Source organism: Pseudoduganella danionis (assembly GCF_009720775.1).
Lineage (GTDB): Bacteria > Pseudomonadota > Gammaproteobacteria > Burkholderiales > Burkholderiaceae_D > Rugamonas > Rugamonas danionis.
The window spans coordinates 1,256,606-1,279,455 of record NZ_WNKW01000001.1; the positions used below are offsets into that span (position 1 = coordinate 1,256,606).

Annotated in this window: 14 protein-coding genes; 10 read left to right on the forward strand and 4 right to left on the reverse strand. The window is 60.9% G+C overall.

The features are described from left to right. Positions 1 to 364 precede the first annotated feature (364 nt). On the forward strand, positions 365 to 2,860 hold the full coding sequence (rpoD, locus tag GM655_RS05415) for an RNA polymerase sigma factor RpoD (RefSeq protein WP_155433551.1): 2,496 nt from the start codon (positions 365 to 367) through the stop codon (positions 2,858 to 2,860). 175 nt (positions 2,861 to 3,035) lie between these two features. Here the strand turns inward: rpoD and GM655_RS05420 are convergent, their stop codons facing one another. The 3 genes from GM655_RS05420 to ppc all read right to left on the reverse strand — a co-directional run bounded on the left by GM655_RS05420 (position 3,036) and on the right by ppc (position 9,885). Beyond that, the gene (locus GM655_RS05420) at positions 3,036 to 4,376 is read right to left on the reverse strand and encodes a hypothetical protein (RefSeq protein ID WP_229632375.1); all 1,341 of its coding nucleotides are present in this window, start codon (positions 4,374 to 4,376) and stop codon (positions 3,036 to 3,038) included. A 130-nt stretch (positions 4,377 to 4,506) separates the two neighbouring features. Beyond that, positions 4,507 to 6,747: a T6SS effector phospholipase Tle3 domain-containing protein gene (locus tag GM655_RS05425; RefSeq protein WP_155433553.1), complete on the reverse strand. Its 2,241-nt coding sequence runs from the start codon at positions 6,745 to 6,747 to the stop codon at positions 4,507 to 4,509. Positions 6,748 to 7,068: 321 nt separating this feature from the next. After that, on the reverse strand, positions 7,069 to 9,885 hold the full coding sequence (ppc, locus tag GM655_RS05430) for a phosphoenolpyruvate carboxylase (protein WP_155433554.1): 2,817 nt from the start codon (positions 9,883 to 9,885) through the stop codon (positions 7,069 to 7,071). Positions 9,886 to 10,034: 149 nt separating this feature from the next. On the opposite strand from ppc, the gene hemC reads away from it, so the two are divergent. From hemC to ppa, 5 genes are all read left to right on the forward strand, one after another. Next, positions 10,035 to 11,054, forward strand: coding sequence for a hydroxymethylbilane synthase (gene hemC / locus GM655_RS05435; RefSeq protein ID WP_371866708.1), 1,020 nt, complete (start codon positions 10,035 to 10,037; stop codon positions 11,052 to 11,054). Between the two features lie 7 nt (positions 11,055 to 11,061). Further along, on the forward strand, positions 11,062 to 11,886 hold the full coding sequence (locus GM655_RS05440) for a uroporphyrinogen-III synthase (RefSeq protein ID WP_155433556.1): 825 nt from the start codon (positions 11,062 to 11,064) through the stop codon (positions 11,884 to 11,886). After that, entirely contained in the window at positions 11,883 to 13,028 is a 1,146-nt protein-coding gene (locus GM655_RS05445) for a uroporphyrinogen-III C-methyltransferase (protein WP_155433557.1), read from the forward strand. Before GM655_RS05440 ends, GM655_RS05445 begins: the two co-directional genes overlap by 4 nt. A gap of 2 nt (positions 13,029 to 13,030) precedes the next feature. Further along, on the forward strand, positions 13,031 to 14,227 hold the full coding sequence (locus GM655_RS05450; protein WP_155433558.1) for a heme biosynthesis protein HemY: 1,197 nt from the start codon (positions 13,031 to 13,033) through the stop codon (positions 14,225 to 14,227). A 109-nt stretch (positions 14,228 to 14,336) separates the two neighbouring features. After that, the gene (gene ppa, locus GM655_RS05455; protein ID WP_155433559.1) at positions 14,337 to 14,879 is read left to right on the forward strand and encodes an inorganic diphosphatase; all 543 of its coding nucleotides are present in this window, start codon (positions 14,337 to 14,339) and stop codon (positions 14,877 to 14,879) included. Positions 14,880 to 14,939: 60 nt separating this feature from the next. On the opposite strand, the gene GM655_RS05460 is transcribed toward ppa, so the two are convergent. Further along, positions 14,940 to 16,091 carry a GNAT family N-acetyltransferase gene (locus tag GM655_RS05460; RefSeq protein ID WP_371866709.1) on the reverse strand — a complete coding sequence of 384 codons (1,152 nt, stop codon included), beginning with the start codon at positions 16,089 to 16,091 and terminating at the stop codon, positions 14,940 to 14,942. A gap of 150 nt (positions 16,092 to 16,241) precedes the next feature. Here GM655_RS05460 and GM655_RS05465 point away from each other — a divergent pair, with 150 nt between their 5' ends. The 4 genes from GM655_RS05465 (at position 16,242) to GM655_RS05480 (ending at position 22,840) form a co-directional block, all read left to right on the forward strand. Next, positions 16,242 to 18,305 (forward strand): NAD(+) synthase, encoded by a 2,064-nt coding sequence (locus GM655_RS05465; protein WP_155433560.1) that lies wholly within the window; start codon positions 16,242 to 16,244, stop codon positions 18,303 to 18,305. Between the two features lie 101 nt (positions 18,306 to 18,406). Further along, complete coding sequence (locus GM655_RS05470) at positions 18,407 to 18,745, forward strand: P-II family nitrogen regulator (RefSeq protein WP_050408554.1); 339 nt, start codon at positions 18,407 to 18,409, stop codon at positions 18,743 to 18,745. Between the two features lie 138 nt (positions 18,746 to 18,883). After that, on the forward strand, positions 18,884 to 20,293 hold the full coding sequence (locus GM655_RS05475) for an aryl-sulfate sulfotransferase (RefSeq protein WP_155433561.1): 1,410 nt from the start codon (positions 18,884 to 18,886) through the stop codon (positions 20,291 to 20,293). A gap of 123 nt (positions 20,294 to 20,416) precedes the next feature. Then, positions 20,417 to 22,840, forward strand: coding sequence for a TonB-dependent receptor (locus GM655_RS05480; protein WP_155433562.1), 2,424 nt, complete (start codon positions 20,417 to 20,419; stop codon positions 22,838 to 22,840). Positions 22,841 to 22,850 lie beyond the last annotated feature (10 nt).

Genomic DNA, 22,850 nt, shown 5'->3' on the forward strand with positions numbered 1-22,850 from the left:
GGGCTAGGGGAATGCAGTGCATTTTGGTCCATGATATCAAATTGACCACGTATGCGCTGCACGGCAGAGCAGCACATGATGTGGCCAGGGAGGTGCGCGCGACCCCTAAACCGTGTATAATAGCCGACGCACTAATGCAGGACAGTGCGATTCAGTTTGGTACAGGATACGTTTTGCCCTCTTCCCTATTCTTCACTGAAAAGAGAAATCAGCCCGTAGCAGGACGCGGGCTTTTTTTATTCCGTTAGTTATTCCGTTAGAACCTCGTCAGCAAAATTACAACACCCGCTCAGAGCGCACCGGTGCACCGGCAGCGCCAGCCATGGCAATGTAATTTCTGGCGTAAGCGCAAGAGAGATTTTTAATGACGAAAACGCCGAAAACTTTAACGCTGTCCGGTAAAGCAGCCCGCTCCAGCTCCGCGACGCTGGTGGTGCCGAAAACGACTTTATCCTACGTGATCGATAATGCGCAAGAGGCAGCGAGTAAAGTTACGGTGGTCAAAAAGAAAACCCGTCTGAGCGCCGCAGCGGAAGCCGCCGATACGGCAGTCGCAAGCCAGGCTGCAAGCAGCGCCGATGTACCGGCCAAGGCCGTGCGCGTGAGCCGCAAGGCTGCAGCGCCGTTGGCCGCTGGCGACAGCGAAGCCCCGGCTGCCGCTCCGGTCGTCGCCGTCAAAGCTAAATCCAAACTGGTGAAAGCCCCCAAGGCGGAGCCGGCACCGGTGATCATCCCCACCTCTGGCCCGGCCGTCAGCCAAGTGACCGACGCGGCCACGCTGGCCTCGATCGATACCTCGGGTTATCTGCTGCCTAGCGTGAAAGTGCCGGGGCGCCGCGGTCGCAAGCCATCCGAATTCACGCCGGAAAACGATGAAGTCGCTGCACTGAACGCCGTGGAACGTGCTGAACTGAAAGCGGTTTCCAAGGCGCGCGAGCGCAAGGCCAAGGGCGCGGCCGATCTGATGGGCATGGACCCTAAGAGCTCGGCGGAAGATCTGGAGCGCCGGCGCAATCAGATCAAGAACCTGATCAACATGGGTAAGGAGCGCGGCTTCCTGACCTATGCCGAGATCAATGACCAACTGCCGGAAAACATCATCGATCCGGAAGCCATCGAAGGCATCATCGCCACCTTCAACGACATGGGCATCGCCATCTATGAGCGCGCGCCGGATGCGGAATCGCTGCTGCTAAGCGATAACGTGGCCACCGTGACGTCGGACGATGAAGTGGAAGCGGCGGCGGCAACGGCACTGTCGACGGTGGATTCGGACTTCGGCCGTACCACCGATCCGGTGCGTATGTATATGCGTGAAATGGGCGCCGTAGCCCTGCTGACGCGCGAAGGCGAGATCGAGATCGCCAAGCGTATCGAAGGTGGCCTGAAAGACATGATCCAGGCGATTTCGGCCTGCCCGACCACTATCGCGGAAATCATCGCACTGGCGCGCAAGATCGAAGCGGACGAACTGAAAGTGGACGAAGTGGTGGATGGTTTCGTTGATCTCAACGAAGCCAGTGCCGCACCGGCCAGTGCCGCTGCCACCACTACCGTGGCGGGTGATGACGAAGAAGAAGAGGAAGAAGAAGTCGAGGAAGAAGAAGGTGACGCCGGCGGCGGCGCAGCAGGCTTCTCCACCGAACAGTTGGCGCAGCTAAAAAAATCGGCGCTGGAAAAGTTCGATCTGATCTCGACCCAGTACGACAAGATGCGCAAGGCCTCCGGTGGCTACGGTTCGAAAGGCTATATGGCAGCACAGGAAGCCATTTCGGCCGAACTGCTGGGCATACGCTTCACCGCCAAGGTGGTGGAAAAGCTGTGCGATACGCTGCGTGGCCAGATGGAAGAAGTGCGCCACATCGAGCGCGCCGTGCTGGAGCTGTGCGTGAACAAATGCGGCATGCCGCGCGCCCACTTCATCAAGGTCTTCCCCGGCAATGAATGCGATCTGGACTGGGTAGATGGCGAAGTCGATAGCGGCTATCCGTACAGCGCGATTCTGGGCCGTAACGTGCCAGCCGTGAAAGAACTGCAGAAGAAGATGATAGACCTGCAAGCGCGCGTGGCGCTGCCGCTGGCAGATCTGCGCAAGATCAATAAGCAGATGGCGGCCGGCGAGAAGCGCGCGCGTCAGGCCAAGCGCGAAATGACGGTGGCTAACTTGCGTCTGGTAATTTCCATCGCCAAGAAATACATCAACCGCGGTCTGCAATTCCTTGATCTGATCCAGGAAGGCAATATCGGTCTGCTCAAGGCAGTGGATAAATTCGAATACCGTCGTGGCTACAAGTTCTCGACCTATGCCACGTGGTGGATCCGTCAGGCGATTACCCGTTCCATCGCCGATATGGCGCGTACCATCCGCGTGCCGGTGCACATGATCGAAACCATCAACAAGATGAACCGTATCTCGCGCCAGATCATGCAGGAAACCGGTAGCGAGCCGGATCTGGCCACCTTGGCCGTGAAGATGGAAATGCCGGAAAACAAAGTGCGTGAAATCATGAAGATCGCCAAAGAGCCGATCTCGATGGAAACGCCGATGGGTGAAGACGGTGATTCGCAACTGGGCGACTTCATCGAAGACAACACCACGCTGGCGCCGCTGGACGCCGCGCTGCACGCTTCGATGCGCAACGTCATCAAGGAAGTGCTGGATTCGCTGACCCCGCGTGAAGCCAAGGTGCTGCGCATGCGCTACGGTGTAGAGATGTCGAACGACCACACGCTGGAAGAAGTGGGCAAGCAGTTCGACGTGACGCGCGAGCGTATCCGTCAGATCGAAGCCAAGGCCATGAGCAAGCTGCGTCAGCCTTCGCGCTCGGACAAGCTGAAGACTTTCCTGACCCAGAACTAAGTCGTAGCACTCGGTTGGGAAACTGAGTCAAGCCATAAAGGCGGATAGCGCAAGCTGTAATGCCGTTCAGTTTAAGCTGAACGGCATTTTTATTTTGTCGTTGTAAGCCGCTAGTTAGCTTGCCTAGCTAGGTGATGCAAAACATCTCTACGTTTTTGTTGGCTTGATGGGGCTGCTACTTGGAATAGCCCTGTGTATGGGGCGGGGCATCGTGGCGTATGCCCCACCACATCAGATAGGCGTTGTTCTCGCCGCGTGCGCGGAACCAGGGTTCGTTGGCATCGATCGGGCGTGCCTTTGCGGGTGGCGTTACCAGCACGGCCGTCGGAAGCTCCGGATCTGTGGTTCCGGCCACCAGTACGTTCTTGCCGAAGTGATTGGCGTAGGCGATACCCAGCGCCACGTTGGTCAATGCCGTGCCCGCTCCCATCTCGCCGAGCAGGGCTGGCGTATCGAAGGTTTGCCTGGTGACGTCCAACTCGGGCACGTCGGTTGATAGCAACTGGGCCAGGTTGGCGATGCGTTGCGGCGAGTGGGGGTGATTCTTGCCGCTATCGTGTATCACGTAGCCTACGTCGAGGCTTTGTTTGGCCGCGTTGTGGCTGGCAGCTTCCAGCGTGGTATGCCAGGCTTGTAACAGGCGTGACGGTTTTCCCTGCTCGAGAGAAAAATCGGCACTGGCGGCGCTGGCCGGATAACCGATCCAGGCCAGTGCTGCCCGCTCGGTCTTATAGTTCGGCCCAGCCAACACGAGCAGCACGATATTTTCGTTGATCTGCCTATCCTTCGGCGGGAAGCTGGGCGCATCCCAGTTCATGACCCAGACTGTTTCGTTGGGATGCGCGCGCAGATAGTCCAGCGCGGCTGCCAGAGAGGTGAACCCGGCATTTGGTCCACCCATCGTCACCCGCACGTCGGGTGGCGTGGCGCGGGTCCATGCATTAGGAGCGTTGGCGTTTCCGATCTGAAAACACTGAATCATGGCGTTGCGCAAGTATTGGCCTGCCTCGACGGCGTCGAGTCTACCTTCCGGCAGCGCATATTCGATGTGTATGCCTGCTAGTTCTCGCCAGGTTGTCTTGTCTTCGAGCGAGTGGGCGTTATAGAAGTAGCGGGAGCTGGAGAAATAGATATCATAGAACATCGAGATTAGTTTACGAGTATACTTTTCATGGTAGCCCTCGAACGTCTCCTCCCCATCATTCCCAGCCGCGATGGAAGCCACGGCTTGGAGCGTCGAGAACCTTTTTGGCTGTGTTCTCAACATATCATCGTCTTTGTTGGGCTTGACTAATCCCATGGCCCATAGCAATTGCCATTCTGTCGGATAGTCGCGCCGCTGCAGTGGGTTAAGCCACTGAACCCCTACAACCTGGGCCATGAATGGTTGAGCGGGCGTGGCTGGAGCGGAGGCCGCCGTGGTGGTGAGCGCTGGCGTTTGTCGATGGATACAAGCGCTCAGCAACATCTGGGTGGCGAAGGTTGCGATCATAGGAAGAGTAAGCAGACGTCTCATCATTTCTCCTTCGGTCAGAACGTGAGTATCGGCACCGGTCCGCCATGTGAATAAGAGCATGGACCCTAGGGCGAGCAAAAAAGCAAGTGTTGAGCGCCGAACCGACGGAGACGGGGTGATATAGGCTTGCTCATGGGTGGCCTCCCCGATTCAGACGCTCAAACAAGCGAGGCTGAAGCGGTGGGTGTTCCCGCTGGTCGACGATCTTGTCTGGCATCCGACCTTCGCTGTCCGTATCGTTAGCCCATTTGAACGTTGAATCATTTTTGAAATATCCATATAGGAAATATTCTTCAAATTCCTTGTGTTGATCCTCTTTGTCCAGTCCATCCAAGAAACGCCAATCAGCCGCGATTCTGAGCTTGCGCATGTCTTTATCCCGGATACGGCAGAGGCCAATCTCAACGTCGTAAGCCAGCGCCCGCTGCGCGTGCATGGGGTTGGTCAGGATGGTCGAGTGGTCGGTGGCATGCTCGTTGACGTTGTCGGCTAGGTAGGTTTTGATTTTCATTTTTTGCCATTCCTTGTATTCAGCGCTGGCCTTGGTGGCGTCGTCCTCGCCTTTCACGTGCTCGTCCGTCTTCTTGGCCATGCCTTCACGCCTTGCCTGCATGCGCAACCTGGCGTGGTCTTCGTAGCGCATGGATGCCTCGGTATCCCGGTCGCCAAGAGCGGCGTCCGTCTCTTCGCGTTCGCGCTTTCCTGCTTCCCGGGGGATCACGTGATCGCCCGCATACGGATCGCTGGCGTCTCGAGCACGCTGCTGGTCGCGCAACTGGCCGGGAGCTTCGTAAGTCTGATCGAAACCAAGATCCGGCTTACCGAAACGGAGTGCGGCCGGTACGAATGGCTCGGGCAAATTAGGCGCATCCAGGGGGATGCTCCACTTGTCGTCCGGCAGCGCATGGATGCGCATGCCGCTCAGCTTGAAAGCCACGATGGCGATGGGGGCCATGGCCATCGTCAAGATGGTGCTCAGTACGTTACCGCGGCTCGCGTCTAGCCCCTTCGATACGCAGTATTCGACCTTCGGTGATTCCGGCGCCCAGAATCCCGGCGTGCCGGGGCGCGGTTGCTTGTAATGGTTGTTCCAGTAGTGATAATTGCCCTGAATGCCAATCTGGTATCCATGCGCGAACACCCGCTGGCTGAAGATGCCTGCGCCGCCGCTGGCACTGATCTCCTCTTTACTCATGCCGCGCCATCCTATCCCTTGCACGGCCAGCGATGAAATCACCTGATCATGCGGATTGCAATACAAGGTGATGCGCCCGTGGGGCGCACAGGCGTTGCCGTAGGATGCACAGTCGGAGACGGCATCGAAGGGATGGTTGACGTTTTCCAGTTCGCGGTTGATGTCCTCGGCCTTCTGGCGCCTGGAGGCCGGCTGGCGGATGATGTCGAAAAAGGCACGCAGGGTGGCGCTGCGTGCAGCGCCACTTTGTCGCCCCCGCCCCCCATGCTTGTCCTTCATCTCGCTGTGGCTCCAGTCTTCGGTGAAGTTCGACGTCGTCAGGCTGTACGGGGGATTGCACAGCACATAGGTGTCGGCTACGCAGCGCCCGGTCACCCCTGCTGCGTCCTGGGCCGGCGCGAGGGCATCGCCAAAAAAGGCTGCGGCCATCCCTATCATATTGCCCTGGCTGTGACAGACTAGGCTGATCGGAACATCGGCCTGTTTCTTGCGGATGGATTCGATCAGCCTGGCCAGACGCAGCGCCGCCAGCACGTAGTAGGGCTTGGGTGGGCAGGCGAACACGCTGCGATCGTTGACGGGGTTTAAGTGTTGGATGTGCATCCAAAGAAACAGGTTTTCCGACAATCCGTTGCCCCACAGGTCGGGCAATGCCGTGCAACCGTTGGCGAACGGGCCGCCACCCCAGTAATTTTTCTCGTTAAGGTAGATCCCGTCGCCATACTTCTGCAGCTCATCTGAATTGGCCTTGTAGCCCCAGCGAAAGTGGATCACGGGTGTGCAGTGCTCGGTGGCCTCAATAAACGTATCAAACTTCATATCGGGGTTGATGTAGCCGTCGTCCGTAAGCTCGCGCATATATTTAGCCGGAGTCAGCTGCCCGCCTTCCGGCGTTGCATGAACCATATGTTCATCGCAGCGTTTCAGCCGTTCATTGAGCCCGTTGCAGAGACCTTGTTCCGCTGCCTGGTACCACTCGCCCTCGGAATTGACACCGTGGACGAAAATCACTACGCCCGGCAGTGGCAGGCGCATGAGCGCCGTGAGTTTGCCGCCATTCAGTAAGGTGATGCCCGATTTCTGCCCGACGATGATGGCATTAGGGTCGTCACGCGGATCAAGCGCAGCGGTCGAATCAACGCTTGCGTTCGCTGGAGTCGGTGCCGAATTGCTCATCGTTCAAGCTCGGGACGCACCACTACTTAGGCTTGAAACCGCGCTGCACGCGCGATTCATACGCTCCGGGACCCGTGGTGCATGCATGGATGCGTTCGACCGTGTCATCTGCTCCATCCCTTTAACCGTTGATATCCAGACCAGAAGGACATTGTCGGCATATTGCTGGCTGAACAGTTTGCGGTGGAGCAATAATTCACGTGCAGATGTACACGCATAAAAAAATGCCGTTCAGGCTGAGCTGAACGGCATTAGGGATTTGCTTGTTGCTTCTTCTACGCCATCAGCTGAAGCCTTGCGGCCGGGGCTGATGGTAGGGCTTTAGCCGGTGTTGCGCAGGCCGGCCGCCACACCATTGATGGACAGGTGGATGCCGCGATGGACGCGGGCATCGGCCTTGCCCGGCTCGCTCGACAGCGCACGGTGGCGCTTGATCAGCTCTACCTGCAAGTGGTTGAGCGGATCGAGGTAGGCGAAGCGGTTCTGGATCGAACGGGCCAGCAGCGGATTGCCGGCCAGACGTTCGGTCGCGCCCGTGATGCTCTGCAGGATGGTCAGCGTGTTCGCATGTTCTTCCGTGATGCGGTTGAATATGCGCTCGCGCAGTTCCTTGTCCTGCACCAGTTCGGCATAGCGCGAGGCAATCGCGAGGTCGGTCTTGGCCAGCACCATGTCCATGTTGGATAGCAGGGTGGCGAAGAACGGCCACTGGCGGAACATGGCTTGCAACTGGCCCAGACGCTCGGCCTGATCGCCATCGGCTACCCAGGCGCCGAGTGCGCTACCGAAACCGTACCAGCCCGGCAGCAGCAGACGGCACTGGCCCCACGAGAAGCCCCACGGAATTGCGCGCAGGTCTTCGATACGCTTGGTCGACTTGCGCGAAGCAGGGCGCGAGCCCAGATTCAATTCGGCGATTTCAGCGATAGGCGTGGCCGAGAAGAAGTAGTCCGTGAAGCCCGGGGTTTCATAGACGAGATTGCGGTAGGCCTTGTAGGCGCGGTCGGAAATCTCGGCCATGATGGCTTCGAACTGGCGCAGCTGCTGTACCTGTGCGGCGTCTTCGGTGGCGGGCATCAGGCTCGCTTCCAAGGTGGCTGCGACCAGCAGTTCCAGATTACGCCGGCCGATGTCCTTGTTGGAGAACTTGGACGCAATGATCTCGCCCTGTTCGGTCAGACGGATCTGGCCATTCACGGTGCCATGCGGCTGGGCCAGAATCGCTTCGTAGCTCGGACCGCCGCCGCGGCCTACCGTACCGCCACGGCCGTGGAACAGGCGCAGCTTGACGCCAGCGTGTTCGAACACTTTGACCAGATGGGTTTCAGCCTTGTACAGCTCCCAGTTGGAGGTGAGGAAACCGCCGTCCTTGTTGGAGTCTGAATAGCCCAGCATGACTTCCTGAATCTGGCCCTGCTTGGCGATCAGTGCTTTGACCAGCGGGATCGCCATCACGGCTTCCATGATGCCGGCTGCGCGCTGCAGGTCGGGGATGGTTTCGAACAGCGGGATCACCATCAGGTCGAGCTCCTGTTCGGCGATGCGCAGCAGGCCCATTTCCTTTTGCAGCAGCAGCACTTCCAGCAGGTCGGACACGGTTTCCGTGTGCGAGATGATGTAGTTGCGGATCGCGCGCGCACCGTAGCGGGCACGGATTTCCCGCGCCGCACGCAGCACGCCCAGTTCCGAATTGGTCTCGGCCGAGTAGCTGATGTAGGGCGAATACAGCAGGCGTGGCTGGGCCAGTTCGCTCAGCAGCAGCGCTACTTTGGCATCTTCGTCGAGTGCCGAGTAGTCGGCCTGTGCGCCGGCCTTGGCCATCAGTTCGGCCAGCACGCGCTCGTGGATATCGGACGACTGGCGCATGTCCAGCGAAGCGAGGTGGAAGCCGAAGATGTCGGCCGCACGCTTCAGCGTGGACAGGCGCGGCTGCACGAGTACAGCGCCGTGGTTGGCGTTGAGCGAATCGATCAGCAGCTGCAGGTCGGCACCGAATTCGGCCGCGTTGGCATACGGCTCGGCGTGACCCACTTCCTTGCGCAGGATGTTGGTAGCGCCCAGTGCACGCGCCGTGCTGGCCAGACGGGCATAGATACCGATCAGGGCGCGGCGGTAAGGTTCATCGGCGCGGTGGTCGGAGGTATCGGGCGAACGGTCGGCCAGTGCCTGCAGTTCGGGGCTGCAGCCGATCATCAGGGTGGACACCGACAGTTCGGACCCCAGCGTGTGGGCTTCTTCCAGATAGAAGTCGAGTATCGTGGTGGCCTGACGGGTCAGGGCGTGCTCCATGGTGCTGCCGTTGACATTCGGGTTGCCGTCACGGTCGCCGCCTATCCAGCTACCCATCTGCACATATGGTGCATCGACGGCCTGACGCTCGCCGTAATGGCTGGCGATATCGGCTTCGATGTCGTCGTACAGGCCGGGCAGCTCGCGCAGGAAGGTAATGCGGTAGTAGGACAGGGCATTTTCGATTTCGTCGGCCACGGTCAGTTTGGAGTAGCGCAGCATGCGGGTCTGCCACAGCGTGGCAATGCGGGCGCGCAGCAGGTGCAGATTGGCCGCCTGTTCCTTCGGCGTCAGCGGCAGATCGCGCTCGGCCAGCAGGCGGGCGATGTCGTGTTCCGCATCAAGAATCGACTTGCGCTGGACTTCCGTCGGGTGGGCCGTCAGCACGGGCGAAATCAGCGCCTGCTGGAAGAATTCGCCCACGGTGTCCGCTTTGACACCGGCTTTTTTCAGCTTATCCAGCGCAAAGATAACGCTACCTTGCTGGGCCGCAGAACCGGCCAGCAGGTGTGCGCGGCGGCGCCGGATGTGATGTTGGTCTTCGGCAATATTGGCCAGATGGGAGAAATAGGAAAACGCCCGTACCACGGAAATCGTCTGTTCGCGGGTCAGGATCTTGAGCATGCCGTCCAGCTCCTTGGCGGCACCGGCGTCAGCCTCGCGGCGGAAGCGCACCGCAGTCTGGCGGATGGTTTCGACCACGGCGTAGACTTCTTCGCCTTCCTGGTCACGCAGTACGTCGCCCAGCAGGCGACCTAATAAACGTATGTCTTCTTTGAGTGGAGCATCCTTGTCTGGATTTACTTCTACGCGTGGTGATTCGTCGTTTGCACTAAGTTGTTTTGCCATGTGATAAGCCGCAAAGATGTGAAATGTCGGTGCAAAGGCTTGTGGCCCGGTTCTGCAAGAAGGTGAGCATGCTAGAATTTGTGGTCCTTAACATGCGCGAATTAACTGGCCTGCGCCGGTTAGCGTCAGCTACAGCGAAAGAACTGGTTTTGAAAACATCCGAATTGGTCCCAACTCCCCCGTCCCAATTGGTCATCGCCTCGCGCGAGAGCCGTCTTGCCATGTGGCAAGCCGAACACGTTCGCGTGCGCTTGCAGCAATTATATCCTCAGTGTGATGTCAAAATTCTAGGAATGACGACCCGAGGCGATCAAATTTTGGATCGCACGCTGTCCAAAGTGGGCGGCAAGGGTCTGTTTGTGAAGGAACTTGAGGTCGCCATGGCCGAAGGCCGCGCCGATCTGGCCGTCCATTCGCTCAAGGATGTGCCGATGGAACTGCCGCAAGGCTTTGCGCTGGCCGCCGTGCTGGAACGCGAAGACCCGCGCGACGCTTTCGTCTCCAACGACTACGACTCGCTCGACGCTTTGCCAGCCGGCGCCGTACTGGGCACCAGCAGCCTGCGCCGTCAGGCCCTGATCGCGGCGCGCTACCCGCATCTGGTGATCAAACCGCTGCGCGGCAACCTCGATACCCGTCTGGGCAAGCTCGATCGCGGCGAATACGCGGCCATCATTCTGGCGGCCGCCGGTCTGAAACGTCTGGGTCTGGCCCAGCGCATCCGCGCCGTGCTGCCACCCGAAGCCAGCCTGCCGGCCGCAGGGCAGGGCGCGATGGCGATCGAAATCGCCGAACGTCAGGATGGCCTCGATCTGCAGGCGCTGCTGGCGCCACTGAACGATCTGCCGACCGCGCAAGCGGTAGCGGCCGAGCGCAAAGTGTCGAAAGTGTTCGGCGGTAGCTGTCAGGTACCGCTGGCCGCATTCGCCACCGTGGATGCCGGTCAGATGCACCTGCGCGCCATGGTGGCTACGCCCGATGGCCTGCGCATGGCCAGCGCCGAAGTCAGTGGCGCTGCGGCCGATGCCGAAGCGCTGGGCCTGCAGGTGGCCGAGCTGCTGAAGGCGCAGGATGCCGTGGATATCCTGTCGTCCTGCCTGAGCGAAGCGGCGCAGGCCGAAGCGGATGCCCGTTCCGCCACGCTGGCGGCACCGGCGCCAGACGCCTGATCCGTCCATGAGCGCTACAGTCGCCAAGCCGGGCGACACCGTGGTGATTACCCGTCCGGCGGCGCAGACGCAGCCGCTGGCCACGCACATCGCCGCGCTGGGCCGCCCCGTGGTGGAATTGCCGCTGCTGGAAATCAGTCCCCTGCCGGAACCGGCGGCTCTGCTGGCGGCGCTGGCGCGCCTGTGCGCACCCACGCCCGGCTATGCGCTGGTGGCTTTTGTATCGCCCAATGCGATCGATGCCGCGTTTGCCCACCTCGATCACTGGCCGGCCGGCGTCAAGCTGGCCGTACTGGGCGAGGGCAGCCGCGCGGCGCTGGCCAGGCATGGCATCCGGCCCGATGAAGTGGACATCGTCAGTCCGGCGGCCGACGTGCCCAGCGATACCGAACACCTGCTGCAGGCGCTCGATCTGGCTGCGCTGCAAGGCCAGCCCGTGCTGATCATCCGCGGCGAAAGCGGACGCGAACTGATGGCCGACGGCCTGCGCGCCGCCGGTGCCGTGGTGGACGTGGTGCCGGCCTACCGCCGTCAGCTGCCGCAGCTAACACCGGCGCTGGCCGTGCTGCTGCGCCAGCTGCTGGCGCGTCCGTGCGACTGGATCATTACCAGCTCGGAAGCGCTGCGCGGCCTGATGGCGCTGCTGGCGGAACTGGACTTGCGCTACCCTGATGCGATGCAGCAGAATGCTGTTGTATCAATGCAACATCAACATCTGATCATTCCGCATGCCCGAATTGCCGAGACGGCAAAAAATTTGGGCTTTACCCGACTGACGCTGACAGGTTCAGGCGACGAACGCCTGCTGGCCGCGTTACAATCACGCCTATGAACGAAACGCCTATCCTCCCCGATCCCGTCGTCTCCGCTGCCAAACCGGCCGAGACCCCGAACGCGGCGCCGCCGCAGCCTGAGCCTAGCCTGCTCGAAACCGTGCAGCAGCCGCAGACGCTGCTGGTCGGTATCGTGGTGCTGGCCATCCTGCTGGCCGGCCAGACCTGGTCGTCGCACAATCAGGTGCGCAATCTGCGCGAAGAAATGGCGCGCCGCCTGCAGAAGGGGGATGCCAGCAATGCCGAAACGGGCGCGCTGGTGCGCACCGTGCAGGAAACCAGCAAGGAATTGCAGGCCAAAGTCAGTCTGCTGGAAAGCAAACAGCAGGAAGCCCAGAGCCAGCAACTGGCACTGGAGCAGTTGTATCAGGATCTGTCCAAGAACCGCGATGAATGGGCACTGACGGAAATCGAGCAGGTGCTGTCGACTGCCAGCCAGCAGTTGCAACTGGCCGGGAATGTGCCGGGCGCGCTGATCGCGCTGCAGAATGCCGACCGCAGCCTGTCGCGCTCCGACAAGCCGCAGTTCATCAGCATCCGCCGCGCCATCGCCAAGGATACCGAGCGCCTGAAGGCACTGCCGAATGTGGACTCGGTGGGTCTGGCACTGCGTCTCGATAACGTGATCGCGCAAGTCGACACGCTGCCTATGCTGGCCGACGAAAAACCGACGCTGCCGGCAGCGCCCGAGAAAAAAGTCGCCGCCAAGGCTGGCGGCAAGGATGGCAAGGGCAAGGCCGATGCCAGCGAGACCAGCCCGTGGCTGCAATCGGCCCAGGCGATCTGGCAGGGCTGGAGCAGCGAGATGTGGACCGATGTGCGCCAGCTGATCCGCGTGCGCAGTGTGGAAACCCCGGACGCGCTGATGCTGTCGCCGACCCAGGCCTACTTCCTGCGCGAGAATCTGAAACTGCGTCTGCTGAACGCCCGTATGGCGCTGCTGTCGCGGAACGAAGCGGCCTTCCGCGCCGACCTGATTGCGGCGCAGGAAGCGCTGACCAAGTACTTCGACGTGCGCGCCAAATCGACCCAGACCGTGCAAGCCATGCTGCGTCAGGTACAGGGTAACAACCTGACCATCGAGCTGCCGACGCTGTCGGATAGCCTGAACGCTGTGCGTAACTACAAAGCGAAACCCTAGTCATGCGTTTATTTATCTGGATAGTGTTGCTGATGGCTGCGGCCATCGGTATCGCCGTGACAGCCCGCTTCAATCCGGGCAATGTGGTGCTGTTCTACCCGCCGCACCGCATCGACCTGTCGCTGAACTTCTTCGTGGTGCTGGAAGTGGCGCTGTTCGCGCTGCTGTATGTGCTGATCCGCGCCTTCCGCGCCACCGTCAAAATGCCGTCCAAAGTGGCGGCCTATCGCCAGCAGAAGCGCGAGCGTGACGGTAACAAAGGTCTGCGCGAAGCGCTCAAAGCCCTGTTCGAAGGGCGCTTCGGCCATGCCGAAAAAGCTGCGCTGCGGGCCGGCGAACTGGCGGAGAACGCCGGCGTGGCCGCCCTGATCGGCGCCCGTGCGGCGCACCGCATGCGTCAGGCCGCACGGCGTGACCAGTGGCTGGCCAAAATAGCCGACGACAACGGCATGAAAACGGCCCGTCTGATGACGATGACGGAACTGCTGGTGGACGACCACCAGCCGGAAAAAGCACTGGAAGCCGTGCATGAACTCAATGCCAGCGGCACGCGCCACATCCATGCGCTGCAGATGTCGCTGAAAGCCCAGCAGCAGGCCAAGAACTGGCCGGAAGTGCTGCGTCTGGTGCGCTCGCTGGACAAGCACCATGCGCTGCATCCGGCCCTGTCGGCCCGTCTGCGCGAGCTGGCCTATGACGATATGCTGTCCGATGCCGGCCACGATGCCGAATCGCTGCAGCGGGTCTGGTCCACCGTGCCGAGTGCGGACCGCATCAAGCCTTATGTGGCCTGCCGTGCGGCCAGTGCGCTGAACGCGCGTGGTCTGCACGATGAAGCGCGGCTGGTAGCGGAAGAATCGCTGGCGGCCGACTGGGATGACCGCGTGGTGCGGGCTTACCGCGACGCGGCTGCACCAGCCGGTTCGGCGGCCTTGCTGACCCAGATCGAACATTGCGAAGGCTGGGTCAAGCAGCATCCGGCCGATGCCGAACTGGCCCTGACGCTGGGTTCTTTGTGCCTCAAGCAGAAGCTGTGGGGCAAGGCCCAGCGCTATCTGGAGCAGGCCCTGTCGGACGCCACGGAAGCCCGCATGGTACGCGTATCGCACCTGAAACTGGCGCAGTTGCATGAAGCGCTAGGTCAGGCGGAGGAGGCGGCCAGCCACTATCGCCAGTGCGCGCTGGCCACCATCCTGTAGTTTTTACCGTCACCAGAGGCCGGAAATGCGGTGCTGCGCCGCACAAACGGCCGCTGTTTCGCTATAATGACGCGATCCCCTATTTGTCAGTACACACGAGGAAACCCCCATGAGCTTGAATAAAGTCCCATCCGGCCGCGATCTGCCGAACGATTTCAACGTCATCATCGAAATCCCGATGAATGCCGATCCGATCAAATACGAAGTGGATAAAGAATCGGGCGCGATCTTCGTCGACCGCTTCATGGGCACCGCAATGCACTACCCATGCAACTACGGTTACGTGCCTAACACCCTGTCGAAAGACGGCGACCCAGTGGACGTGCTGGTGATCACCCCGTTCCCGCTGATCCCTGGCGTGGTAGTGCGCTGCCGTCCTATCGGCGTGCTGAAAATGACCGACGAGTCGGGCGAAGATGCCAAAGTACTGGCCGTGCCAGTCGACAAAGTACTGCCTATCTACAGCCACTGGCAGAAGCCGGAAGATCTGAACGAACTGCGTCTGCGTCAGATCCAGCACTTCTTCGAGCACTACAAAGATCTGGAAAAAGGCAAATGGGTGAAGATCGACGGCTGGTACGGCGCCGATGAAGCCAAAGCTGAAATCCTGAGCGGCGTTGCTGCTTACAAGGCAGAAAACCCAGAAGCGTAATGCCTTACGCGCTCTGATACAGCAAGCCCCGAGTTGATCGGGGCTTTTTTTATTTCCGGCTCAGGTACGGTAAGGGCTGTGCTCACCCAGTTCGTCGAGATAGTGGTTAATGGCGTCGGTTTCGCGCGCGAGGAAATCGGCGATCGCATCGGCGAAGCGGGCATCGGCGATCCAGTGGGCCGACCATGTAGGCGTGGGCACGAGGCCGCGCGAGATTTTGTGCTCGCCCTGTGCGCCGCCTTCGAAGCGGGACAGGCCATGGGCGATGCAGTAGGCGATGCTCTGCATATAGCAGGTTTCGAAGTGCAGGCCGGACAGGTATTCTTCGGTGCCCCAGTAACGCCCGTACATGATGTCGCCGCCGATCAGGTTGAGCGCTGCGGCCACCGGCTGTTCGCCGCGCAGGGCGATAATCAGCAGCAGGCTGTCCGGCTGGGCGCGCAGCAGGCGCTGGAAGAACTCCAGCGTCAAGTAGGGGCGCGAGTAATGGGCGCGGTAGGTGCCTACATAACAGCGGTAGAAGAAGGCCAGCATGTCGGCGCTGATGGCGTGGCCGCGCAGATGCTGGTAGTGGATGCCGGCCTGCGCCACGCGGCGCTGGTCCTGCCGCAGCTTCTTGCGCTTGTCCATTTTCAGGCTGGCGAGGAAGGCTTCGAAATCGGCATAGCCGGCATTCTCCCAATGGAACTGCACGCCCTCGCGCAGCATGAAGCCGGCCGCGCTCAGGGCCGCGCGGTCTTCTTCGCAAGGAAACAGGATGTGCAGCGAGGAGGTATCGAGCTGGCGTGCCAGCGCAATCGCGGCCTGTGCCAGCAAAGGCCGGTCGGCCGGGTCGCGCACCAGCAGGCGCGGACCGGTGACGGGCGTGAATGGAATCGCGCCTAGCAGCTTGGGGTAGTAGGGCAGGCCATTGCGTTCGAAGGCCTGCGCCCAGCCATGGTCGAATACATACTCGCCACGGCTATGGCTTTTCAGATAGAGCGGCATGGCGCCGACCAGCTGGCCGGCGCGCCGCATGATCAGGTAGCGCGGCGCCCAGCCGGTGGCCTCGCTGGCGCAGCCGCTGTCGTGCAGCGCGTGCAGGAAAGCGTGGCTGAGCATGGGCTGGTCGCCGGCCAGCGCCTGCCATGCATCGGGGGCGATCTCGCTCAGGCTATCGATCAGGCTAAATTCTGCAGTCTGGCTGTCTGCCTTGGTGCTTGCTCCGCTCACGCGCTTCTCCGTGCTTATACTCGGCCTATACTCAGCCTTTAGTCTAGCCTATCTGCCTGGTTTGCGTTGGCGTTGCACTGATTTTGTCGGCCTTACTGGCCCATGCGATAATGACTTTTTGCCTGATGGCGCTGTGCGCGAAAGACTTCCATGAGTACCAATTTCCTCAATCTGTATGCCCATGATTTTGCCCGTGTCGCGATTGCCGCGCCGGTCAGCCGTATCGCCGATCCGGCGCATAATGCGGCGCAGACCATCGCACTGGCCACGCAGGCGGCCGAGCAGGGCGCAGCGCTGGTGGCCTTCCCCGAACTGGGCCTGGCCGGCTATACCTGCGACGATCTATTCCACCAGCGCGCGCTGCTCGATGGCTGCCTCGATGCGCTCGAACAGATTGTGCTGGCATCGCAGGAATGGCGCATGGCGCTGGTGGTGGGCGTGCCGCTGCGGGTCGAGCATCAGCTATACAACTGCGCGGTGGTGATCGCCGGTGGCCAGATACAGGGCGTGGTACCGAAGAGCTATCTGCCCAACTACGGCGAGTTCTATGAAGCGCGCCAGTTCAGCAGCGGCGATTACGCGGTGGCGACGGAAATCGATCTGCTGGGCGAGCGCGTGCAGTTCGGCTCTGGCCTGCTGTTCGAAGTGGCCGATCTGCCGCTGTTCAAATTCCACGTCGAGATCTGCGAAGACGTGTGGGTGCCGATTCCGCCTTCGTCGTTTGCGGCGCTGGCTGGCGCCACCGTGCTGGTCAACTTGTCGGCGTCGAATGCGCTGGTGGGCAAGGCCAATTACCGCAACCAGTTGGTGTCGCAGCAGTCGGCGCGCTGCATCGCGGCCTATCTGTACACCTCGGCCGGTGAAGGTGAATCGACTACCGATCTGGCATGGGATGGGCAGGGCGTGATCTGCGAAAACGGCGAGCTGCTGGCCGAAGCCCAGCGCTATAGCGATGCGGCCACGCTGACATTTGCCGACATCGATCTGGAACGTCTGTCGCGCGAGCGCATGCGCATGAACACCTATGCGCAGTCGGTGCAGCGCCATGCAGCGGAAGTGAATAAATTCCGCACCGTGTTCTTCCAGCTCGAGATCGACCAGAGTGCTACGCTGCCACTGCAGCGCCAGATCGAACGCTTCCCCTATGTGCCGGCGGACGGCCGCCGCCGCGACGAGCGCTGCAACGAGGTCTACCACATACAGGTGCAGGCGCTGGCGCAGCGGCTCAAGTCCAGCGGGCTGAAAAAAATCGTGATCGGTGTATCAGGCGGGCTCGATTCCACCCACGCGCTGCTGGTGTGCGCGCGCGCGATGGATAAACTGGGTCTGCCGCGCACCAATATTCTGGCCTACACCATGCCCGGTTTTGCCACCAGCGAACGCACGCTCAAGCAGGCGCACGCGCTGATGAAATTGGTCGGCTGCAGCGCCAAGGAAATCGATATCCGTCCGAGCTGCCAGCAGATGCTGCAGGATCTTGAGCATCCGTTCATCAACGGCCAGCCGCAATACGACATCACGTTCGAGAACGTGCAGGCGGGCGAACGTACCAACCACCTGTTCCGACTGGCCAATCACCATAATGCCATCGTCTGCGGTACGGGCGATCTGAGCGAGCTGGCGCTGGGCTGGTGTACTTACGGCGTGGGCGACCATATGTCGCACTACAACGTCAATGCCAGTGTGCCGAAAACTCTGATCTCCCATCTGGTGCGCTGGGTGGCCGAATCGGGCGTGATCGGGCGCAGCGATGCGCAAGTGCTGCTGGACATTCTGGCGACCGAAATCAGTCCGGAACTGGTGCCGGGCACGGCAGATGGCCAGCCCGAGCAGCGCACGGAAAGTACCATCGGCCCTTACGAACTGCAGGACTTCCACCTGTATTACGTGCTGCGCTTCGGCTTCCGCCCATCCAAGGTAGCCTTCCTTGCGCTGAACGCATGGCAGGACAAGACGCGCGGCCGCTGGCCTGATGGTGACCACGTCACGCGCAACCAGTACGATCTGGTGGCGATCAAGAAATATCTGGGGATCTTCCTTGACCGCTTCTTCCGTACCAGCCAGTTCAAGCGTAGTTGCGTGCCGAATGCACCGAAAGTGGGCAGCGGCGGTTCGCTCTCGCCGCGCGGCGACTGGCGTGCGCCCAGCGATAGCCAGAGTGTGGTGTGGATGGAAGAATTGCATGCCATTCCGGTACAGGACGCGAGCATTTAAACGAAGTTCAAGTGGGATCGCAGCGCGCGCGGTACAATATGTGCAAGCGCTAGAGGCATGCCCGGCACCAGATTCTCGATAGATATAACGAAGGAGTAGTGATGAAACAGATTACCGCTGTGATCAAGCCGTTCAAACTGGACGAGGTGCGTGAAGCACTGGCTGAAGTCAATGTCACCGGCCTGACTGTGACGGAAGTAAAAGGTTTCGGCCGTCAGAAAGGCCACACCGAGCTGTATCGCGGTGCCGAGTATGTGGTGGATTTCCTGCCGAAAGTAAAAGTCGAAGTGGTGGTGGACGATAGCGTGGCCGAGCAGGTAGTCGATGCCATCATCAAGGCCGCCCGTACCGGCAAAATCGGTGACGGCAAAATCTTCGTGCAGAACGTCGAGCAGGTGATCCGTATCCGTACCGGTGAAACAGGCGCCGACGCTGTGTAACTCAGCACGCAGTGCTACCCAACAAAAAATGCCGCGTATGCGGCATTTTTTGTATATCGATGTTTGGTTATATTAGTTCGGATTTACTACGTCGATTAGTAATATAGACACACGATTATTCCAAGAAGAAAGTGTGTCATGTCCCTACGCTCTAGTCTGCTTGCCCTATCTCTGCTGGCCGCAACCGCTCCTGCCGGTGCCTCGCCCAGCGTCTATCCCACCGGCGTTACGCGCTACGATCCGGCGCTGGCCCATAACCAGTATGTGCTCTTCAGCGGTCAGGACCAGAAGACCCATCTGATCGATATGAACGGCCATGAGGTGCAGCGCTGGGATGCCGAAGGTTTCCCGCCCGTGCTGCTCGATCCGGCGCTGACGGGCGGTCAGCGCGGTCATGTGCTGGTGCAACTGGCCAGTACGGCCGGCACCAGCAATGAAGGCAACGGCTTGCGCAACCAGTCCATCGGTGAACTGGACTGGCACGGCAAGGTGGTGTGGCAATGGGGCGCGGCCGGTGCTGCACAGGATGCCTATGCGGCGCCCGTGGAAGGCAAGCCCGCGCAAGTGCCCGGTGGCAGCGCCAAGCAGCACCACGACTGGCGTCGTCTGGCCAACGGCAATACGCTGGTGCTGGCCAACCTCGTACATCCGGTGGCCGGTTTCGCTGCGCCGCAAGTGCTTGACGACGTGATCTACGAAGTGACGCCGCAAGGACAGATCGTCTGGCAGTGGGTGGCTTCCGAGCACCGGAAGGAATTCGGTTTCAGCGCTGCTGCGCTGAAGCTGGTGCAGGGCGGTCATTCGCCGCGCGGCAAGGCAGCGCCGTTCGACTTCCTGCACATCAACAATTTGTCCGTGCTGGGGCCTAACCGCTGGTACGACGCAGGCGACCAGCGCTTCCATCCCGATAACTTGATGATCGATGCGCGCGAGGCCAATTTCATCGCCATCCTCGACAAGCACAGCGGCAAAGTAGTGTGGCTGCTAGGCCCAGACTATCCGGCTCAGTTGCGCGTGCCGGCCGCGTTGCCGCGTCCAGTTGACCAGATCGTCGGTCAGCATGACGCCCATCTGATCGCACCGGGCCTGCCCGGCGCTGGCAATCTGCTGGTGTTCGACAATCAGGGCGAAGCCGGGTATCCGCGCGTCAGCGTGGGTGTGCAACCGCGTTCGCGTGTGCTGGAAATCGATCCCGTCAGCAAACAGATTGTGTGGGAATACACGGGCCGCGATTCCAATCTGCCGGACTGGGGTTTCTACAGTTCGTTCATCAGCAGCGCGCGCCGTCTGCCGAATGGTAATACGCTGATCGACGAAGGCATGAATGGCCGCATTTTCCAGGTCACGCCCAAGGGCGAGATTGTGTGGGAATACATCAGCCCGTATTTTGCCCAGACGCCCGTGGCCGGTGCCGGCAAAGCTGTGCGCAGCAACTGGGTCTACCGCGCCCAGCCTGTGCCTTACCACTGGGTGCCCGATGGCACGCCACGTTCCGAGCAGGCCGTGATCCCGCCAGATCCGGCCCAGTTCCGCGTCGCCACGCACTAGACCCTTCCTGACGGCGCAAGCGCGCAGCGCAAGCACGCCACCTCTTTCGTAAAAACCGTTCCTGCCCGCTGCCCTGCGGGCGGGCAGGGCCTCTGTCGCCCGCAATTTTGAATAGGATTAGATATGCAACAGAAGAAACTCGTCGTGGCGCTGGCCGCGGTATATGGTTTAGGCTGGACGGTGCTGGCCAACGCCAGCCCGGCAGAACTGGCAGTGGCCACGGTAGCGCTCAGTAGTGCTGCGCTGGCGACCAGCGCGGAGGCCGGGGCTGCGTCAGCCGCAGCCGATGGCGCGGGAGCGTCGGCAAGTGCCGATGCAGCGGAGACCGTCGCTGCAGCCAGTGCTGCCACGGCAGCAGCTGATGCGTCGCTCGATGTGATTGCGCGCGTTACCGTGTCGGCACGGCGCCGCGTGGAATCGTCGCAGAGCGTGCCGACCACACTGAGCGTACTCGATAGCAGCGCGCTGGAAGGCAACCGCGTGTACCGCGTGCAGGATTTGCAGCAACTGCTGCCCAGCACCACCGTCAACTATGTGCATGCGCGCCAGATGAGTTTTGCTGTGCGCGGGTTGGGGAATAATCCTGCCAGCGACGGACTCGAAGGCAGCGTGGGCGTGTATCTCGACAACGTCTATCTGGCCCGCCCCGGCATGGCCGCTTTCGATGCGCTCGATATCCAGCAGCTGGAATTGCTGCGCGGCCCGCAGGGCACCTTGTTCGGCAAGAACACCACGGCCGGCGTGCTGAACATCACCAGCAAGCAGCCGACCTACCGCAGCGAGAACAGTGCCCAGCTAGCGTTCGGCCAGCAGGGCTATGTGCAGGGCAAGGCTGTGCTGTCGGGCGCGTTCTCGGATACGGCAGCGGGCCGTATCGCCGTCTACAAAACCCATGAAGACGGTTACATTACGAATATCCATACGGGCAAAAAAGTGCAGGGCGGCGACCGCGATGGCGTGCGTGCACAAGTGCTGCTGGAACCCGATGCGAACTTCAGCGCGCGCCTGATCGCTGATTACAACCGCGAAGACTCCAACAACGGTACGCTGGTGTTCTACAACGCTGGCGCCAGCGGCAAATTCCTCGCACAGGCGGCTGCCGTGGGCGGCCATCCCGTGACCGACCCTAGGCTGCGGCAGGTGAATCTCGATAGCGGCTCGCATGTGGATGTGCATCAGGGCGGCGTTTCGGGTGAACTGAACTGGAAGCTGGCCAATGAATACAAGCTGACTTCCATCAGCGCCGCGCGCTTGTGGAACTTCACGCCGCACAACGATGACGGGCTGGAGGTGCCGGTCACGCTGAATGTGGGTTCGGCCGCGCGCCATCGCCAGTTCACGCAGGAGCTGCGGCTGGCCACGCCGCTGGGCCAGCCGGTGGAATCCGTATTCGGCGCGTATTACTACTACCAGAATCTGGATAACATCAACTTCACTTACAACGGCCCGCTGGCCGACAAGTTCAACGGCACGCCGGCCGGCGCGTGGAGCAATGTCACCAGCATAGGCAATGGCCACTTGCGGGTGAACAGCTATGCGCTGTTTGGCCAGAGCATCTGGCACATTGATCCGCAGTGGGACTTGACGGGCGGCGTGCGCGCCACCTATGAAGACAAGCTGGCGCAGGTGACGCGCGATGCGCCGTATGGCGGCGTGGCTGTAACGGGCGCAGCGCTGGCGTCACGCAATGCGCGCTTCGGCGCCTATGACTCGGGCGATGTGCACCTGAACAAACTCAGCCCGTCGGCGCTGCTGACGCTGGCCTACAAGGCCGATACCGATGTACTGGCCTTTGCCAGCGCCTCGCATGGCGAGAAGTCGGGCGGCATCAATCTGTCCGTGCCCGGTGCAGCGGGCGTGTCCTCGCTCAAGGTGAATAACGAGAAGGCCAACAATCTGGAACTGGGCATAAAGAGCAATCTGCTGGGGCGCCGCGTGCAGTTCAACGCCAGCCTGTTCTGGAACGATGTGTCGGGCTACCAGAGCAATGCCTATGATCCCGTCAGCGCGACATCCTATCTGACCAATGCCGGCACGGTGCGCAGCCGCGGTCTCGAACTCGATAGCAGCGTGGTGCTGGTGCGTGGCTTTACTGTCAGCGCGAATGGCTCGTTCAATGACGTCAAGTACAAGGAGTACAAGAACGCGCCATGCCCGCCTGAGCGTGCCGGCACGTTCTGCGACCTGTCGGGCCGTGCGGCGCTGGTCAATGCACCGCGCTGGATAGGCAATCTGGCGGCGCAGTATGCCACCGCCGTGGCCGCGAATGTGGAAGCCTATGGCAACCTCAACTACGCCTACCGCAGCAGCACCTACGGCACGCTCGATGCGTCCGAATATGCACGGATTCCCGCCTACAGCCTGACCAATCTGTCGGCCGGCCTCAAGCTGCGCCAGGGCAGCACGCGCTGGGATGTGTCGCTGTGGGCCAAAAACCTGTTCGACAAGCAGTACTACACCAGTATGTGGAATACCAGCCCGGGTGCGTATAACACGGTAATCGGCACACCACGCCAGATCGGCCTGACGGCCCGCGCAGACTTTTAAGGAGCAACAG

What these genes read in the sequence shown, in the direction of transcription:
- GM655_RS05475 (WP_155433561.1), top strand. Translation starts at nt 18,884, where the DNA reads ATGTCCCTACGCTCTAGTCTGCTTGCCCTATCTCTGCTGGCCGCAACC.
- GM655_RS05420 (WP_229632375.1), bottom strand. Translation starts at nt 4,376, where the DNA reads ATGAGACGTCTGCTTACTCTTCCTATGATCGCAACCTTCGCCACCCAG.
- GM655_RS05445 (WP_155433557.1), top strand. Translation starts at nt 11,883, where the DNA reads ATGAACGAAACGCCTATCCTCCCCGATCCCGTCGTCTCCGCTGCCAAA.
- ppc (WP_155433554.1), bottom strand. Translation starts at nt 9,885, where the DNA reads ATGGCAAAACAACTTAGTGCAAACGACGAATCACCACGCGTAGAAGTA.
- ppa (WP_155433559.1), top strand. Translation starts at nt 14,337, where the DNA reads ATGAGCTTGAATAAAGTCCCATCCGGCCGCGATCTGCCGAACGATTTC.
- GM655_RS05440 (WP_155433556.1), top strand. Translation starts at nt 11,062, where the DNA reads ATGAGCGCTACAGTCGCCAAGCCGGGCGACACCGTGGTGATTACCCGT.
- rpoD (WP_155433551.1), top strand. Translation starts at nt 365, where the DNA reads ATGACGAAAACGCCGAAAACTTTAACGCTGTCCGGTAAAGCAGCCCGC.
- GM655_RS05450 (WP_155433558.1), top strand. Translation starts at nt 13,031, where the DNA reads ATGCGTTTATTTATCTGGATAGTGTTGCTGATGGCTGCGGCCATCGGT.
- GM655_RS05465 (WP_155433560.1), top strand. Translation starts at nt 16,242, where the DNA reads ATGAGTACCAATTTCCTCAATCTGTATGCCCATGATTTTGCCCGTGTC.
- GM655_RS05425 (WP_155433553.1), bottom strand. Translation starts at nt 6,747, where the DNA reads ATGAGCAATTCGGCACCGACTCCAGCGAACGCAAGCGTTGATTCGACC.
- GM655_RS05470 (WP_050408554.1), top strand. Translation starts at nt 18,407, where the DNA reads ATGAAACAGATTACCGCTGTGATCAAGCCGTTCAAACTGGACGAGGTG.
- GM655_RS05480 (WP_155433562.1), top strand. Translation starts at nt 20,417, where the DNA reads ATGCAACAGAAGAAACTCGTCGTGGCGCTGGCCGCGGTATATGGTTTA.